Origin of the sequence: Litorilituus lipolyticus (genome assembly GCF_006439335.1) — a bacterium.
In the GTDB taxonomy this organism is placed as follows: domain Bacteria; phylum Pseudomonadota; class Gammaproteobacteria; order Enterobacterales; family Alteromonadaceae; genus Colwellia; species Colwellia lipolytica.
The window spans coordinates 51,165-65,451 of sequence record NZ_SAWY01000038.1 but is presented as its reverse complement, the minus strand read 5'-3'; the positions used below and the strand labels follow the sequence as shown (position 1 = coordinate 65,451).

The following is a 14,287-nucleotide window of genomic DNA, read 5'->3' as shown; positions in this document are numbered from 1 at the left end:
TCAAAAACAATGGGTTGATAAATTAATGAAAAATAGGAATAGAAATAATGTCTATAAATGAAATTACCATCACAAGACCTGATGATTGGCACGTACATTTAAGAGATGGCGATGTTTTAACCAATACGGTTGCCGATATAAGTAGGTATTTTGGGCGCGCGATTGTTATGCCTAATCTTGTACCGCCAGTAACAAATGCTGAGCAAGCAACTGAGTATCATCAACGAATTATGGCAGCTAAACCCGCTGCACATTTTCAACCATTAATGGTTTTATATTTAACAGATAACACCACAGCACAGGATATTATTGACGCAAAGAATTCAGGTCTAGTCTTTGCAGCTAAGCTTTATCCTGCTGGAGCTACAACAAACTCATCTTCAGGCGTTACAGATGTTAATAACTTATCTGATGTATTTGCCGCTATGGAATCAGTTGGCATGCCTCTACTTATTCATGGTGAAGTAACAACAGACGATATTGATATCTTTGATAGAGAACAGGTGTTTATTGATAATATCCTTAAACCTCTCGTTGAAAATTATCCTACTCTGAAAGTCGTACTTGAACACATTACTACTAAAAATGCGGTAGATTTTGTCAAGGGAGCTAGTGATAATGTTGCCGCTACGATTACGGTTCATCATTTATTATTCAATAGAAATCACATGTTAGTTGGTGGCATTAGACCTCACTTCTTTTGTTTACCTATTTTAAAACGTAATGTACATCAACAAGCCTTAATTGAAGCTGCAACAAGTGGCAGTGCTAAATTCTTCTTAGGTACAGATTCAGCTCCCCATGCCAAGCATGCAAAAGAGTCGGCCTGTGGTTGTGCTGGTTCATATACTGCACATGCCGCAATTGAGTTATATGCTGAAGTATTTGAGAAAGAAAATGCTCTTGATAAATTAGAAGCATTTGCCAGTTTAAATGGACCTGCTTTTTATCAATTACCGGTTAACTCTGACAAAATCACATTAATTAAAACTGATTGGACAGTACCAGAAACATTATCTTTTGGAGATGATGTAGTAGTGCCGATTCGCGCCAACGAAACTATTCAATGGCAAGTACAAGATTAATATCAAGGTAACTTATTAATAATGCAATTATTTGTAGACGACTTAACAGTAATAGATTTTTCATATCTTTGCCCTAAACGTGGCATTGTCGGTGAAAGTTGGATTGTTGATGTATTGCTTGATGGCTCATTGAATGAAATGAGTATGGTGCTAGATTTTGCTGTAGTTAAGAAGCAAATAAAAGCCATCATAGATGAGGCGGTAGATCATAAATTGCTTTTACCTATACTGTCTAAGTCTGTCATCTTGAAAGAGTCTTCACATCAAGTAAATCATCAAACAATTGACTTCTTTAGTGGTGTGGGCAGTTATCATTTGCAATCACCAGCTTGCGCTTTTGCCAGTATAGAATCTAAGAGCATAACGATTGACGCTGTTACTCAGCATTTAACAAAAGTTATCTTAGAACAATTACCTGAAAACGTAGAGGGTTTAATTCTGACATTAAGACCAGAGTATATACCAGGTGATTATTATCACTATACTCACGGTTTGAAATTACATGATGGTAACTGTCAGCGAATTGCTCATGGCCACCGTTCAAAAATTCAAATATTTGTAGATGGTGAAAAAGATATTTCTCTCGAGCATCAATGGTGTCAGCGTTGGAAAGACATTTATATAGCCAGTGAAGCAGATAGAATATCACGAAAAGATATTCAGTTATCAAATGAAATTGATGAACATTTGAAACCCGATCATCAATTTTTTGCTTACAGAGCACCACAAGGAAGGTTTGATATTGCCGTTCCTACCAACATACTTGATGTTGTCGATTGTGATTCAACCGTAGAATTATTAGCAGACTTCATTGCTAGACAAATCGTCAAAGCTCAACCTGAGCTTTCAACTAGATTAAAAGTCATTGCATATGAAGGTGTTGCAAAAGGAGCAATCGTTAATGGATAACATCTTTATGAATTATAAAACTATTGTCCAAACAGCTTTTTTTACTTCTGTTTTATTAACGAGTGTTAGCGTTGAAGCAATTGATGAAATCAAACTTTCAGGAGAAATAAAGCAGGGTGGTTTAGTTGTTGGAAAAGCAACTAAAAATAGCACTGTATCGTTAAATGGAAGGCCATTAATAGTATCGGCTCAAGGTGAATACGCCTTTGGTTTCTCACGTGACGATATATCTGAATATACCTTAATTGTATCTACACCTGATGGGGAAACAAAAAGCAAAACTTTTACACCACAGGCACGTACTTACAAAGAACAGCGCATTGAAGGTATAAAGAAGAGCATCATGCAGCCTAATCCAAAAGCTATTGAGCGCTCCGCAAAAGATAGCAAACAGATTAAAGCGGCTAGAAAAATTTCCAGTGAATTAACTCACTTCGCCGAAGGTTTTATTCCACCTATTGACGGGACTATTACGGGAGTTTATGGCAGTAGAAGAGTTTATAATGGTGTGCCTAAAAGGCCTCATTATGGTTTAGATTACGCCGGAAAAATTGGTGATCCTGTAAAGGCTCCCGCTTCTGGAAAGGTGTTACTTTGGGTACCTGATATGTTTTATTCTGGCGGTACTATGATTATTGATCATGGCCAAGGTGTCAGTTCAACCTTTTTACACTTAAGTGCGTCATCAGTTAAAACAGGAGATTATGTTAAAAAAGGACAAGTAGTTGCTTCAGTTGGAAAAAGTGGCAGGGCAACTGGACCTCATTTAGATTGGCGAATTAATTGGTTTGATGTAAAAATTGATCCCGCTCTTGTTTTAAAAATAGAACCTATCAACTAAATTCGTATAATAAATGTTCTTAAGTTTAAGTGTTTCAAGCGGCTAGTTTTACTTAGAATGGTAAAGCTTTTGCCGCTTTTGTTTTTGCTTTGTCGGCACGCCTATCATAATTCTTTGTAGTTTCTACTGATGAGTGCCCCATAAGATCTTGCACGAGAAAAACATCTTCGCCGTTTTCAAGTAGTTTGGTGGCAAAAGTTCTTCGTAAGTCATGTGGCGTTAACCGTTTCAAGCCTGCTTCTTTATACCTACGAATAATAATGTCATATATTGTTTGGCCTGAAATAGGTTCATTAACCAGACGATTGCCTTTTCTTGCACGCAAAAATAAAGGGCCGGGAGCTAAACCTCGTTCATCTAACCAAGTTTGAATAATGTCTAAATTTCGATCGTGCAGGGCGTTGATACGTTCTTTATTACCTTTACCCAGTACCTTAATAGTGCCTTCACTGATATTTAAATCAGATAATAATAAGCCAGCTGCTTCATGTCTTCTTAAACCTGCACCATATACCAAAGCAATTACCGCAGCATCACGCATTGCAATAACTCCTTCTTGTGCCATACAGTAATCAATGAGAATGTTTAATTCTTCAAGTTCTAAAGCTCGACCCTTAATACTTCGAGTACCTTTAATGCGTTTTATTTCTTTAATGTGCTGATAGGTTTCTACATCAATTAATTTTTTTCGCCACGCTTCTTTAGCTACGCCTTTAAGCGCTGATAGATAAACATTGATAGTAGCTGGAGATTTACCTTGTTCAGATAGATATGAGAGAAACATTAAAATTTTTTCATAATGCAAAATAGACCAATCAACATCTTGATGGTTTTTCTTTTTAGCAAAATGTGCAGCCACAACATTTAATAATGAAGCCATGGTTATACGACTTTGTTTTGATTGTAATGATAACAAGTAAATATCAGAAGCCGTTTTACCTTCGAACATAGAATAGGACATTTATTCATACCTAATTTTGGTTTAATTTACTTTTTAGGCGTAACGCTACGTGAAAAATAAAGTTGGTTTGGCTAACTTTACTCGCAGATTTTACGTAGCGTCACGGTAAAAATATGTAAACAACTGAATATTAACCAATTATAACCATATTTATTACTTATTAAAATACATATTTTAAAAGGTTATATGTTTTACTTTATCATTTAGTTAATATTGACTTGTTATCTGTATAACTGTTTTGAACTATTGAACATAGCCTGTTTACTAATGACTGACTTAATTTAAGGAAATGCTGTTATCTAAATATAGTAAATGCTTAAAAATAAGTGTTGAGGAAGCTACAGCAAATGCTTTATTTACATTGGCGTAAGTATCAGAAACTGAATGATAATTTTTATGCGTACCTACGCCATAATATAAGTATGGAATATCATGATTGGCAAACACCCCATGATCACTTGCCATTTTCCAATTAGTTCTTCTATCTTGAATACTATTACGGCCAAAGTGCTTGAAGCCTTTTTTAACTTTAATGTCGTCAGTTTTTATTTCTTTAAATAGCTGTTGTACTAAGTCTGTCTTAGTAAACTTATCAAAGTTACCGTAAATATAATGTAATCTTTTTGTTTTATTATCGCCAGCAATCATATCCACATTGATGTTGAGCATAATACTTTCTTTTATTGCATCATTCTGTCTAATGAAACTTCTTGCTCCTAACAAGTTTATTTCTTCACCATCGGTAAATAATAGAATAATGTTATGTTTTAACGGCGTTTCTTTAATAAGCTTACCAAATGTTAATAACGCAGCTACACCTGATGCATTGTCATCTGCGCCATTATAAACATGCTTTCCTTTAACGCCTAAGTGATCATAATGAGCTGTTAATACGATATATTTATCTGAATATTGATTGCCAGGAACAAATCCAATGACATTAGCGCCCTGCTTGTTATTAAAAAAATTGTCATGGTTAAAACGGTGTAAATACTTATTCTTAAACGGTTGAATATTATAGGATTTTAACGCGTTAATTAAATAGTCTTGAGTTTTTGAACTACTATTAGTCGCAAATTTTCTCCCTTGCATATCATCACTAGACAACGCTTCTATGTACTGTAAAAGTACTTCTTGTTGGAGTTGAATACGGGAATTAACTTCATCATTCGCTAGAGATAACGAATGATGAATTGAAAGAAATAATATGATGGAAAAATACTTTTTCACTTGCTGCCTATAGAGAATATCGCTGATTTAGCATGTTATGAATCGACTATAGTTTTACTTTAGTTTCTCTTAATAAATTTAATTTAGCCAGATATAAGCGATCAATATCTTTTGCTCGATTAAGTGTTAGTGCCATTTTCATTGAGCGCTTAGCGGCTTTTAGACGATCTAGTTTATAGTACACTTTGGCCAAACCAAAATAAAATTCATGTTCATTTTCATCTAGCTTAATTGCATCGTTATAATGCATAAGTGCTTGTTCATAATTACCTTTATATAAAGCTTCATCAGCTAAAACCGCATGATAATACGGGTTTTTATTTCTAATCTTAACAATGTAATCTTCTATTCTATTAGCTTCATCTACTCGATCCTGTTTTTTTAGTAATAAAGCTAAATTAGATAAAGATGTTAGGTTATCATTTTTTAAACTAATAGCGTGTCTATATACTTTCTCAGCCTGTTCCTCAAAACCATTTAATTTATAAAGAATCCCTAAATTTCCCCAAGCCGGACTAAAGTTACTATCAGATTTTGTTGCCGCTTTGAAGTACTGATAAGCTACTTGGTAATGTTGACTAACTAACGCGTTTGCTCCTTTATTATTATAAAACATCGCTAAAACAGTTTGTTTATCGATAATACGTTTTCTAAATGACTTTTTAGCAGCATCAGGATCAAAGTCTATTTGAAAAACATCTTCACCCCAGACTACACGCAAACCAGGTGCATCTTCTTCTCTAACGATTAAATTTATATGCCCTGTTAATTGATTATATTGACCGTTTCTAACCCAGTACTCAGGTACGTCAATTTGTTGAAAATTTACATTGAGATCAGCTGCTGTAGCGAGTGCATAAGCCATCACAGTTAATGACATACAATTCGCTGTTTGACTATGATAAGCCTGCCTTGCAGTTACATTGGCATTGCCATCATATTTTAATGAGATATCCTCATGATTGAATATATGATCAAGCAAAGCATCTGCTCTATCACGAGTTCTTGGGTGTTTTTTTAATTTCTTCTCGACAAGATCAATCATGGATTGATCAAGTTTGAATATCTCTTCTTCAGTTTCTACCTGAATTACTTCTTTACTGGTGAATGAATTATCTAAATAGAGATTATTACTTTGTTTAACGTGCGTAGGTAAAGGAGCATTGATGGTAGAGCAAGAGAATGTATAGCTAGATAAAAGGATTAATGCGAATACATCTAATTTTTTCATATTTTTCACTTAATTATGGCTAAACATAATTAAAGTGTAGATCATAAAAAAATTAAGAAAAGTAAACTACGAAGATATTAATACTTTCTTACAAATTGGTTACAGTTAAAATGTCAGTATTAACGCTCACCTTTACCAAATAAATAAACAAGGTTTGTCGCAAATGCGTTTTCAGAGGTTTTAGCATTAGGGCTGTAATGATGGCGCCAATCTGCTTGTAAAGCAAAATTGCTATTGATTTTATAATGTAAGCCGACACCGCCATTTAACTGAAATTTTTTGTGGTCGTTATCTTTTTTCCACATTATTTCACCAAAACCTGCGGTTATATAAGGTCTAAAATCATTGTTCGCGTTGAAATAGTATTGTCCATTTAATCGATAGCTTTCATACGCAATTGGTTTGTTCGTTTCTATTTCTGTTAACTGTGCTTTTGAATAGCTTACTCTACTAGAGAACTGCTTAGTAAAATACAAACCTAAAGTGTATTCCGTTGTAGTACCGCCCTCAATTTTCCATGAGTCATCTAATTCAATGTGGCCAGTACCAATTGACATACCTATAATGCCAGTGTCTATTGGGTCGTTTACTCGCTTATAATTCTTACGATTTCCAGAGTAATTACCACCCTCACCTAATTGTAATGATATATTTAACTTAATTTGGTTTTCAGTATTACCAATATTATCTACTGGGACTTCATTGAAGCTTACAAAGCCAGTTCCAGCACGAATAATTTCACGACCAAATAAGTTATTAACGCCTACACTTAAGCTATCTACGGGGTCTAACAAAGCAAGCGCTGTACTCCCTAGTGCACTAGACCCCCAAACTGTACCACCACCTTCTCGGATATCCATCTCAGTATTATAAGCCCATTCACCATATGCCCAACCAAGCACAGGAGTAATCACTAAATCTTGAATAGATGGTACTTCCGCAAAGGCCTCAATACCATACTCCCAATAAAAAGTAGACATTAATGCTGAGTATAAAAATGCATCCCATTGTCTATAGCCTGACTTACGCGCTACTTGGTAATAAACGCCACCAAAATAAGGGTGACCAACAAAGTTAAGCATACCCGTATCGCGATCCCATACAGGACCTTCCTTAACATTATCAGACCATTTATTAAAAATTCCTTGTTCTTTATCCCAATTGGATATGTCCTCAGGTAATAAAGCGATCAATCCAATGACACCAAATCCATAGGCAAAGATTGAGCTGGTTTGAGACCAAAGTCTGGCACCATCTTCACCATTTCTAGGATTAAATAATGACATTTGAAATGGGGAGTTATAAAAATCTTCTGCTGGCGTTAAGTTTTCCCAGGTAGAGTTTGTCGCGGATTCTTTATAGATTTCCTCTATATTTTCAACGCTAATAGCAGGCTTTAGTTCAACGTCTGTCGTATTGGCCTGAGCAAAAAGAGAAGATGAAAGCGTCACAAGACATAAACATGATTTAGCATGTTTTTTAAGAAAGCTATCTTTAATCTTGTTCAGTTTTAACACATTCATTCCCTTATAGAATAGACATTAAAAAAAAAGCCGCTAACTGGTAGCGGCTTTTAGTATATGGCGGTGAGATAGGGATTTGAACCCTAGAAGGGCTACAAACCCTTGCTGGTTTTCAAGACCAGTGCTTTCGACCACTCAGCCATCTCACCAATTACTTTTAAAGATTACAAAGCTAGAAACAATGAAAGTTTCCTTAAAAGCGGGGCGAATTCTAAATAGTCGTTACCTATTTGTAAAGGAATAAATAAAGATAAATTAAAAAAACTTTAATTCTTGAACAATAGTCAGACGATATGCTCGTTTTTTAGCTATATCAACACAAAAATGAAACATAATTTGTAGTTAAGTTATTATTTTTAAGGTTAATATAGCTAACTATATATTGCATTGTAGGCCTTCAATTCATGAATAAAATGAATGTTCACTTTGTTAGTGGAATTAATGAGATAAACCCATCTCATTGGCAAACACTAAATGATTCAAACTGTCCGTTTGAGCAATACAATTTTTTTAATAATCTAGAGAAAAGCCAATCGGTCAATGCTAATCAAGGATGGCAGCCTCATCATTTAGTTATATCCAGTCAAGATAATGTTTTAGCTATAATGCCTATGTATATAAAGTCTCATTCTTGGGGAGAGTACGTCTTTGATTGGGCCTGGGCTGAAGCATACCAAGAACATAGTATTGATTATTACCCAAAGCTTGTCGCAACTTGCCCATTTACCCCCGTAAATAGCAAAAAGTTATTGTCTAAGGAACTTGAAATAACAAATCTATTTACTTCATTAACAGAGTATTGCCTACAAACAAACCTTAATAGTTGGCATGTTTTATATACTGAAAAAATAGCACACCCATTGCCCAGCAATATTTACGAACGTAATACCGTGCAATTTCATTGGTTTAATCGAAATTATGAATCATTCAATGACTTCGTTAGTACTTTTACCTCACGTAAGAGAAAAAATACATTAAACGAGCGTAAATCAATTAAACAACAAGGCTTAACAATACGACAATTAACAGGTAACGCTATCACAAGCGATGCTTTAACCTTCTTTTACTTAACGTATCAACTTACCTATTTAAAAAAAGGTCATCAACCGCATTTAAGTTATGAATTTTTTCAACAATGTCTGGAAAGTATGGCTGACAATATGCTGCTCATAATTGCTAATAATGGAGAAGAAGATATAGCAAGCGCACTATTCTTTTATGATGACAACCAATTGTATGGCAGATATTGGGGATGCACTAAATCATATAAAAATTTGCACTTCGAACTTTGCTACTATCGTGGAATTGAGTTTTGTATTAAAAACAACCTAATGCGCTTTAACTCAGGTACTCAAGGTGAGCACAAAATCAAACGAGGATTTGAACCCATATTAACTCACTCATATCATTGGATAAAACACTCTCACTTTAGGAGTGCTTTACATAATTTTTGCAAGCAAGAACAACAGCATATGTTAATGTATCAGCAACGATGTAGCACATTACTACCATTTAAAGTTAAAGAATAATAAAACATTATGATTGACCGACCTTATTCGCAAGCTTGTGAAAATAATAAAACACCTATATTAACAGTACTTTCAAAAGAGCTTATGCATTCAAAACATTTACTGGAAATTGGTTCAGGCACTGGCCAACACGCAGTTTATTTTGCAAAATATTTAAAACACCTTACTTGGCAACCCAGTGATTTAATAATAAATCACAAAGGTATTAATGCGTGGATAGATTCGTCCCCTACTAAAAATATTAAAAAGCCAATTGAAATTGATTTAAACACAGGTTGGAAACAAAATAGTAATATAGAACCATTCGATGCCCTTTTTACAGCCAATACACTGCATATTATAAGTTGGCCTCTTGTGATTGATTTTTTTCAGGAAGTTGCTAAAAACTTTAACTCAGGTGCCACAGTTTGTATATACGGCCCCTTCAAATACCAAGGTAAATTTACCAGTGAAAGTAACGCTAATTTTGATCTTTGGCTAAAAAATCGAGACATTAAAAGTGGGATTAGAGATATAGAAGAAATTCTAACATTAGCAGAATCAGCTAACTTAGTTTTAAAAAATGATTATGCAATGCCAGCTTATAACCAATTATTAGTTTTCACAAAACAGTAAATATCGTTAAGTAAGTATGATTACAAATGGACTTAAATCAAAAAAGCCCGTTACTTTCGTAACGGGCTTTTTCTTATATGGCGGTGAGATAGGGATTTGACACCGCTACATTAAAGACACATAACCTATTGAATATATTAAATATCGTAACATCCCGTTTAGTTTTGTGACAGATTTTTGTGGCTAAGTTTATTAAAAAACTATTCAACTAAGAACAAGCTACGCTTGTTACCAGTGAGCGAAGCGATAACATTCAAAATCTTTGATTTTGTAATAAAGTGATCGTTCATAACAAAAGTATTCTAATATGTTGTGATCTCATATTTATTGAATACTTATTTAAGAGATATTTTTACTGGTAAATCTTTTAGGTTTGGTTATTGACAATATTTTTAAATATATTAATTTGAATGGTAGGTGTTCATATTTTTTTGGCGAAAAATAATCCTTCGAAAAACCAACTAATTAAGTTGGTTTTTCTGTATCTGAAACTCCCTTTTATAATACTTAGAATAGAAAAAAATAATCAATATTCATTTTCCCCCGATATTTAGACTATTTATTAACTTTTAATACAGGGTCTATAAGTGCCTATTAACAGGAAGTTATAGATCCCCTATTGAAAAATGTCTTTTATATGATATCCCTTTAATTAGCCAAAAAAATAAAAGGATTAAATATGAATACAAACCAGTTAGATCAAATAAAAGAACTACAAAAAAAACTACATTTTGCAGAAACGAGAAATATTAGACTTGAAGCAGAATTAAAGAAATATCAACAACAATCAAACCTTAATAAATATGTTCAATTTTTTAACCGTTATCAAAAACTATTAAGAGCATTACTTAAAGAAAATAAAATGTCATTTATTATCTTATTGTTTTTATGTGAAAATATGGATAAACGAAACACGTTTCATATTACGCAAAAAGATTTAGCGAAGATTTTTAATGTTGGAGAAAGACATGTAAGACAGTCAATTGATTTATTAAAAAGTCATAAAATAATTAATGTAAAAAAAGACGGGACAACTAATTACTATATTGTTAACTCAAATATTGCTTGGAAAGGTTCATTAGAAAATAAACGTAACTCTTTATTTAAAGTTAACCCAATACTTTTAGATCTTGAAGTAGAAAAAGGATATAAGAAAATAATTAAAGTAACAGTAAAATAACTTAATTGATTTTAAGGCTTTTAGTTGCTTATATTATCTAATCCATTAATAATAAAAGGAAATAATAAGGAGGTAGATTGTGTCGTATAAACGAATTGATAATGGACATTACATATGCGTAGAAGACGGAGTTGAGTATATGTCAACTTGGAAGTTTGAAAAAGCTTTTCAAAAATCGCTTAATGATATAACAACAGCGCAATTAGCAAAGAAAAACTCTATAAATCATGAAAAAAAATGTGCAATAGAGTTTGAAAAAGCAAGAAAAATCTATGGTGATTTTGTTTATATGTATCCTATAGATTGGCTAAAAACATTATAACGTTATTTAAGGAAAAATATGAAAAAAATACTAATCGCTCTACTTCTAATTACTACTTATGGAACTGCAAATGCTAACAACCCAAATTGGGTAAACATTGGAAAAGAAGTTGCAAGTAACGGTGAGATTGAAATCATCTTTGAAGTAACTCCTTTAGCGACTTTTCCAAATAGGAATGTATGTATAAAAAGTGAAAAAAGACTAAAATACCCTCGTTTTATTATTGATGGGAAAGAAGCTGGGTATTCAAGTAATGAAGGCTATAATTTTTGTTATGATTTTTGGATGGCAAATGCTCTTGCAAAGGGTAACGAACTTGTGATCAAACAAGGTAAAAGTGAAATAAAACACTCTCTTATTGGGTTATCAAAAGCTCTACAAGAATAAAAATTAAGTAACTTCATTATTTAAACCAGAAGGTAATTATTTTAAATTATTACCTTCTCTATTAATCTCCTTTTTTAAGAGTTTCGGCATTTCTAATTCTTCATCTATTTCAACTACGTACATTTCTTTTATTTTTCGCTTTTGTCCTGCAATTATTTTTTTTAACTGAAAGTGTTCCGCTATTAGCTTGGTGTTTTGAGATCTTGAAATATTAAGCCATTCATTCACAATTTTATTAGTTTTTATTAACTCGTCATTTTGCTGAGTTAGCTTTTTAATTTGATATTGTAGCTGTTTTATTTTCTTCGATACTTCCTTTTTAAAATCATCAAATCCATTCATTTTATTTATTCCTTTTCTATAACTAACAAAGTATTACAGAAAAAAAATAAATCAATAGCTCCTTATTCATTTGTTGGTTTTGGTGTTCTCCTTCTTCGTTTTCTGGTTGTTTTTGTAGATACTTTTTCTGTTTCTTTGGTTGGTTCAATATGCTCTTGACCCGTTGGTAACGCTAACAGTTCAACCGTTTCATTATCGGCTGTTAAATCTTCAATGGTTTCAACAGCCGTTAACACTTTATCAGGTAAGTTATTATTTTTATTTTCTATCGAGTTATCAAAATCATTGAATGATTGAGCCGCTTTTTTAGCGAGTGTGGACAATATAAAACTATTTCTTTTATTAATGATTTCGCTAAACCAATCATTAATATCATTCTTGAAGCTTTTAAAAAGTAGCATAACCTTTTCCGCTTTTTCTGCACGGACTACAAACAGAGGTTTATTTTTAGTTTTTGTATTGACTGGTAAGTATTGATTGTTATCTTCATTTAATAGTTTTTTAACGGCATAGTTAAAAGCTTTTTTAGCGGTAAAGGTGGTTTTCTTTTGTGATATGCCTTTGATAACGTCAACGTCTAAAACATTAGAGATTAAAATATGTAAGTGTGAGGGTTTGCTTGGACTGGCACTTTCATTATGTAAAACGATATGAGAAACATTTTTTAATTTTTCAAAATCAATATTATTCTTTTTTGCTATTTCTTTAATAGTATACAGCCCTATTTTTTCCCATTCTTTTGTTGTTGGCTGTTTAATGTCTCTGGGCAAGGATAATACCATTGAAGTAGAAAAATTACGCACACCGCCACCACTAAGCCCGTGTGCGTTACGATAAGACTTTCTCTTATCAATTTCTTTTATAATATTTTTAGCACCATTATTTAGCACTTTGATAGCTGAATATTCGTGACTTGCTTTGTTGTTATCCGTTAAATAATTAACGTGGTTTAAAAAGCCTTTTTCACCTTGTTTTATTTGTTTAGTTTTTACGATCCAATTTTTTATCATACATAATTTTTATTTGTTCTAATTATGTAATAACACACTTTTAAAAAAATCAAAATCAGACTGACAAACACACCACTTTTCAAGATAGGGGCTTTATTTTTCGTTCCTCAAAATAAACCGCCCTACTTGTCAAAGGGTTCCCCCTTGAAACCCAAAACCGTGCCGGTTTTCAATAAAGAAAAAGAAAACAATTACAGCCGAAAACTAAACTAGGATTACTTGTTCATTAATATTCTATATTCTCTATTGTTTCTTTTAGCGCTGATATTTTGGTTGTAACCTCTGAGCCATATACATCAAAGGTTATATCGTCCCCCTTGCCGTGCCCCGCTATTTGTTTAACCAAGTTGTCGCAAAAACCTAACTGCTTAAACTTAGATAAAAAAGTATGTCTCAAACCATGAAAATCAACAAGTTTGTTATTGTTTTTTTCATTTCGTTTATCAATACCAATTTTCTTAACAACATTAAGGTTATACCACTTTGAAATAGTTACGCCCCACCCGTCTTTACCTGCAACCTTTTTACCTGCCCGTATTTGGTTAAATAATACTTTTTGTTTATCTTTTTTCCTTTGCTCCACAAAGTCTAAAAAACCTAACTCAATAAGTTTTGAATGAATAGGAATGTGACGTTCAGATGTTTCTGTTTTTAAGTCTTTATCAAATAGATTAATATAATGAATATCGTTTTCTTGTTTAAAATCATTAACAGTTAACCCTGCAATCTCGTTTAGTCTCATACCTGTATATAACGCTACTTTCGGGAACCAATAAGCGTCAATACGTATCTTTTCAGCCTCATTACTGCGTGTAGGCTTATAGTTCATTACTTTGGTTATTTCGTCACTGGTGTAGGGTCTATGTTTTGATTTACTATTTTTTGTTTCTTTTATTTTTAATCCAACAAAAAAATTACTTTTTTCAATTTTCCCTTCGTTTGAACACCAGTTTAAAAAAGCATTAAAATTAACTAAGTAACGGTTAATTGTTTTTACCGCTAATTCCTTGTTACCGTCTTTATCTGTTCGGTTAGTTTCTTTATTCATTACCGCTTTTTTTACTTCAACGGCTTTGTTTTTATCGAACTGACAAATATCAAAGTCTTCACCAATCTGTGTAT

At 32.9% G+C, this 14,287-nt stretch carries 15 protein-coding genes and 1 tRNA gene; 8 read left to right on the top strand and 8 right to left on the bottom strand.

What is annotated here, in order from left to right:
* Positions 1 to 47 precede the first annotated feature (47 nt).
* Genes pyrC through EPA86_RS15290 form a run of 3 tightly spaced genes read left to right on the top strand, consistent with a single transcriptional unit; the run spans position 48 to position 2,835 of the window.
* Positions 48 to 1,085, top strand: a complete 1,038-nt coding sequence (pyrC, locus tag EPA86_RS15300) for a dihydroorotase (protein WP_211664949.1) — start codon at positions 48 to 50, stop codon at positions 1,083 to 1,085.
* 21 nt (positions 1,086 to 1,106) lie between these two features.
* Positions 1,107 to 1,994: a 6-carboxytetrahydropterin synthase gene (locus EPA86_RS15295; RefSeq protein ID WP_140605155.1), complete on the top strand. Its 888-nt coding sequence runs from the start codon at positions 1,107 to 1,109 to the stop codon at positions 1,992 to 1,994.
* The gene (locus EPA86_RS15290; RefSeq protein WP_246058423.1) at positions 1,987 to 2,835 is read left to right on the top strand and encodes a M23 family metallopeptidase; all 849 of its coding nucleotides are present in this window, start codon (positions 1,987 to 1,989) and stop codon (positions 2,833 to 2,835) included. The genes EPA86_RS15295 and EPA86_RS15290 overlap by 8 nt, the downstream gene beginning before the upstream one ends.
* Before the next feature lie 52 nt (positions 2,836 to 2,887).
* Here the strand turns inward: EPA86_RS15290 and EPA86_RS15285 are convergent, their stop codons facing one another.
* The 5 genes from EPA86_RS15285 to EPA86_RS15265 all read right to left on the bottom strand — a co-directional run bounded on the left by EPA86_RS15285 (position 2,888) and on the right by EPA86_RS15265 (position 7,929).
* Complete coding sequence (locus tag EPA86_RS15285) at positions 2,888 to 3,796, bottom strand: tyrosine-type recombinase/integrase (protein ID WP_140605153.1); 909 nt, start codon at positions 3,794 to 3,796, stop codon at positions 2,888 to 2,890.
* 276 nt (positions 3,797 to 4,072) lie between these two features.
* The gene (locus tag EPA86_RS15280) at positions 4,073 to 5,026 is read right to left on the bottom strand and encodes a M28 family peptidase (RefSeq protein ID WP_140605151.1); all 954 of its coding nucleotides are present in this window, start codon (positions 5,024 to 5,026) and stop codon (positions 4,073 to 4,075) included.
* A 46-nt stretch (positions 5,027 to 5,072) separates the two neighbouring features.
* Positions 5,073 to 6,257: a tetratricopeptide repeat protein gene (locus EPA86_RS15275; protein ID WP_140605149.1), complete on the bottom strand. Its 1,185-nt coding sequence runs from the start codon at positions 6,255 to 6,257 to the stop codon at positions 5,073 to 5,075.
* A 119-nt stretch (positions 6,258 to 6,376) separates the two neighbouring features.
* Positions 6,377 to 7,780 (bottom strand): DUF3943 domain-containing protein, encoded by a 1,404-nt coding sequence (locus tag EPA86_RS15270; RefSeq protein ID WP_140605147.1) that lies wholly within the window; start codon positions 7,778 to 7,780, stop codon positions 6,377 to 6,379.
* 58 nt (positions 7,781 to 7,838) lie between these two features.
* Positions 7,839 to 7,929: transfer RNA gene (locus EPA86_RS15265), tRNA-Ser, on the bottom strand.
* Between the two features lie 255 nt (positions 7,930 to 8,184).
* On the opposite strand from EPA86_RS15265, the gene EPA86_RS15260 reads away from it, so the two are divergent.
* From EPA86_RS15260 to EPA86_RS15240, 5 genes are all read left to right on the top strand, one after another.
* Entirely contained in the window at positions 8,185 to 9,309 is a 1,125-nt protein-coding gene (locus tag EPA86_RS15260) for a GNAT family N-acetyltransferase (protein WP_140605145.1), read from the top strand.
* Between the two features lie 12 nt (positions 9,310 to 9,321).
* Positions 9,322 to 9,924, top strand: coding sequence for a DUF938 domain-containing protein (locus EPA86_RS15255; protein ID WP_140605413.1), 603 nt, complete (start codon positions 9,322 to 9,324; stop codon positions 9,922 to 9,924).
* 679 nt (positions 9,925 to 10,603) lie between these two features.
* Positions 10,604 to 11,104 carry a replication/maintenance protein RepL gene (locus EPA86_RS15250; RefSeq protein ID WP_140605143.1) on the top strand — a complete coding sequence of 167 codons (501 nt, stop codon included), beginning with the start codon at positions 10,604 to 10,606 and terminating at the stop codon, positions 11,102 to 11,104.
* Positions 11,105 to 11,183: 79 nt separating this feature from the next.
* The gene (locus tag EPA86_RS15245) at positions 11,184 to 11,426 is read left to right on the top strand and encodes a hypothetical protein (RefSeq protein ID WP_140605141.1); all 243 of its coding nucleotides are present in this window, start codon (positions 11,184 to 11,186) and stop codon (positions 11,424 to 11,426) included.
* Positions 11,427 to 11,444: 18 nt separating this feature from the next.
* Positions 11,445 to 11,813: a hypothetical protein gene (locus tag EPA86_RS15240; protein ID WP_140605139.1), complete on the top strand. Its 369-nt coding sequence runs from the start codon at positions 11,445 to 11,447 to the stop codon at positions 11,811 to 11,813.
* A 36-nt stretch (positions 11,814 to 11,849) separates the two neighbouring features.
* On the opposite strand, the gene EPA86_RS15235 is transcribed toward EPA86_RS15240, so the two are convergent.
* The 3 genes from EPA86_RS15235 to EPA86_RS15225 all read right to left on the bottom strand — a co-directional run bounded on the left by EPA86_RS15235 (position 11,850) and on the right by EPA86_RS15225 (position 14,213).
* Positions 11,850 to 12,155 carry a hypothetical protein gene (locus EPA86_RS15235; RefSeq protein ID WP_140605137.1) on the bottom strand — a complete coding sequence of 102 codons (306 nt, stop codon included), beginning with the start codon at positions 12,153 to 12,155 and terminating at the stop codon, positions 11,850 to 11,852.
* A 62-nt stretch (positions 12,156 to 12,217) separates the two neighbouring features.
* Positions 12,218 to 13,165: a hypothetical protein gene (locus tag EPA86_RS15230; RefSeq protein WP_140605135.1), complete on the bottom strand. Its 948-nt coding sequence runs from the start codon at positions 13,163 to 13,165 to the stop codon at positions 12,218 to 12,220.
* 226 nt (positions 13,166 to 13,391) lie between these two features.
* Entirely contained in the window at positions 13,392 to 14,213 is an 822-nt protein-coding gene (locus EPA86_RS15225; protein WP_140605133.1) for a site-specific integrase, read from the bottom strand.
* Positions 14,214 to 14,287 lie beyond the last annotated feature (74 nt).

What these genes read in the sequence shown, in the direction of transcription:
- pyrC (WP_211664949.1), top strand. Translation starts at nt 48, where the DNA reads ATGTCTATAAATGAAATTACCATCACAAGACCTGATGATTGGCACGTA.
- EPA86_RS15295 (WP_140605155.1), top strand. Translation starts at nt 1,107, where the DNA reads ATGCAATTATTTGTAGACGACTTAACAGTAATAGATTTTTCATATCTT.
- EPA86_RS15290 (WP_246058423.1), top strand. Translation starts at nt 1,987, where the DNA reads ATGGATAACATCTTTATGAATTATAAAACTATTGTCCAAACAGCTTTT.
- EPA86_RS15285 (WP_140605153.1), bottom strand. Translation starts at nt 3,796, where the DNA reads ATGTCCTATTCTATGTTCGAAGGTAAAACGGCTTCTGATATTTACTTG.
- EPA86_RS15275 (WP_140605149.1), bottom strand. Translation starts at nt 6,257, where the DNA reads ATGAAAAAATTAGATGTATTCGCATTAATCCTTTTATCTAGCTATACA.
- EPA86_RS15270 (WP_140605147.1), bottom strand. Translation starts at nt 7,780, where the DNA reads ATGAATGTGTTAAAACTGAACAAGATTAAAGATAGCTTTCTTAAAAAA.
- EPA86_RS15260 (WP_140605145.1), top strand. Translation starts at nt 8,185, where the DNA reads ATGAATAAAATGAATGTTCACTTTGTTAGTGGAATTAATGAGATAAAC.
- EPA86_RS15250 (WP_140605143.1), top strand. Translation starts at nt 10,604, where the DNA reads ATGAATACAAACCAGTTAGATCAAATAAAAGAACTACAAAAAAAACTA.
- EPA86_RS15240 (WP_140605139.1), top strand. Translation starts at nt 11,445, where the DNA reads ATGAAAAAAATACTAATCGCTCTACTTCTAATTACTACTTATGGAACT.
- EPA86_RS15235 (WP_140605137.1), bottom strand. Translation starts at nt 12,155, where the DNA reads ATGAATGGATTTGATGATTTTAAAAAGGAAGTATCGAAGAAAATAAAA.
- EPA86_RS15230 (WP_140605135.1), bottom strand. Translation starts at nt 13,165, where the DNA reads ATGATAAAAAATTGGATCGTAAAAACTAAACAAATAAAACAAGGTGAA.
- EPA86_RS15225 (WP_140605133.1), bottom strand. Translation starts at nt 14,213, where the DNA reads ATGAATAAAGAAACTAACCGAACAGATAAAGACGGTAACAAGGAATTA.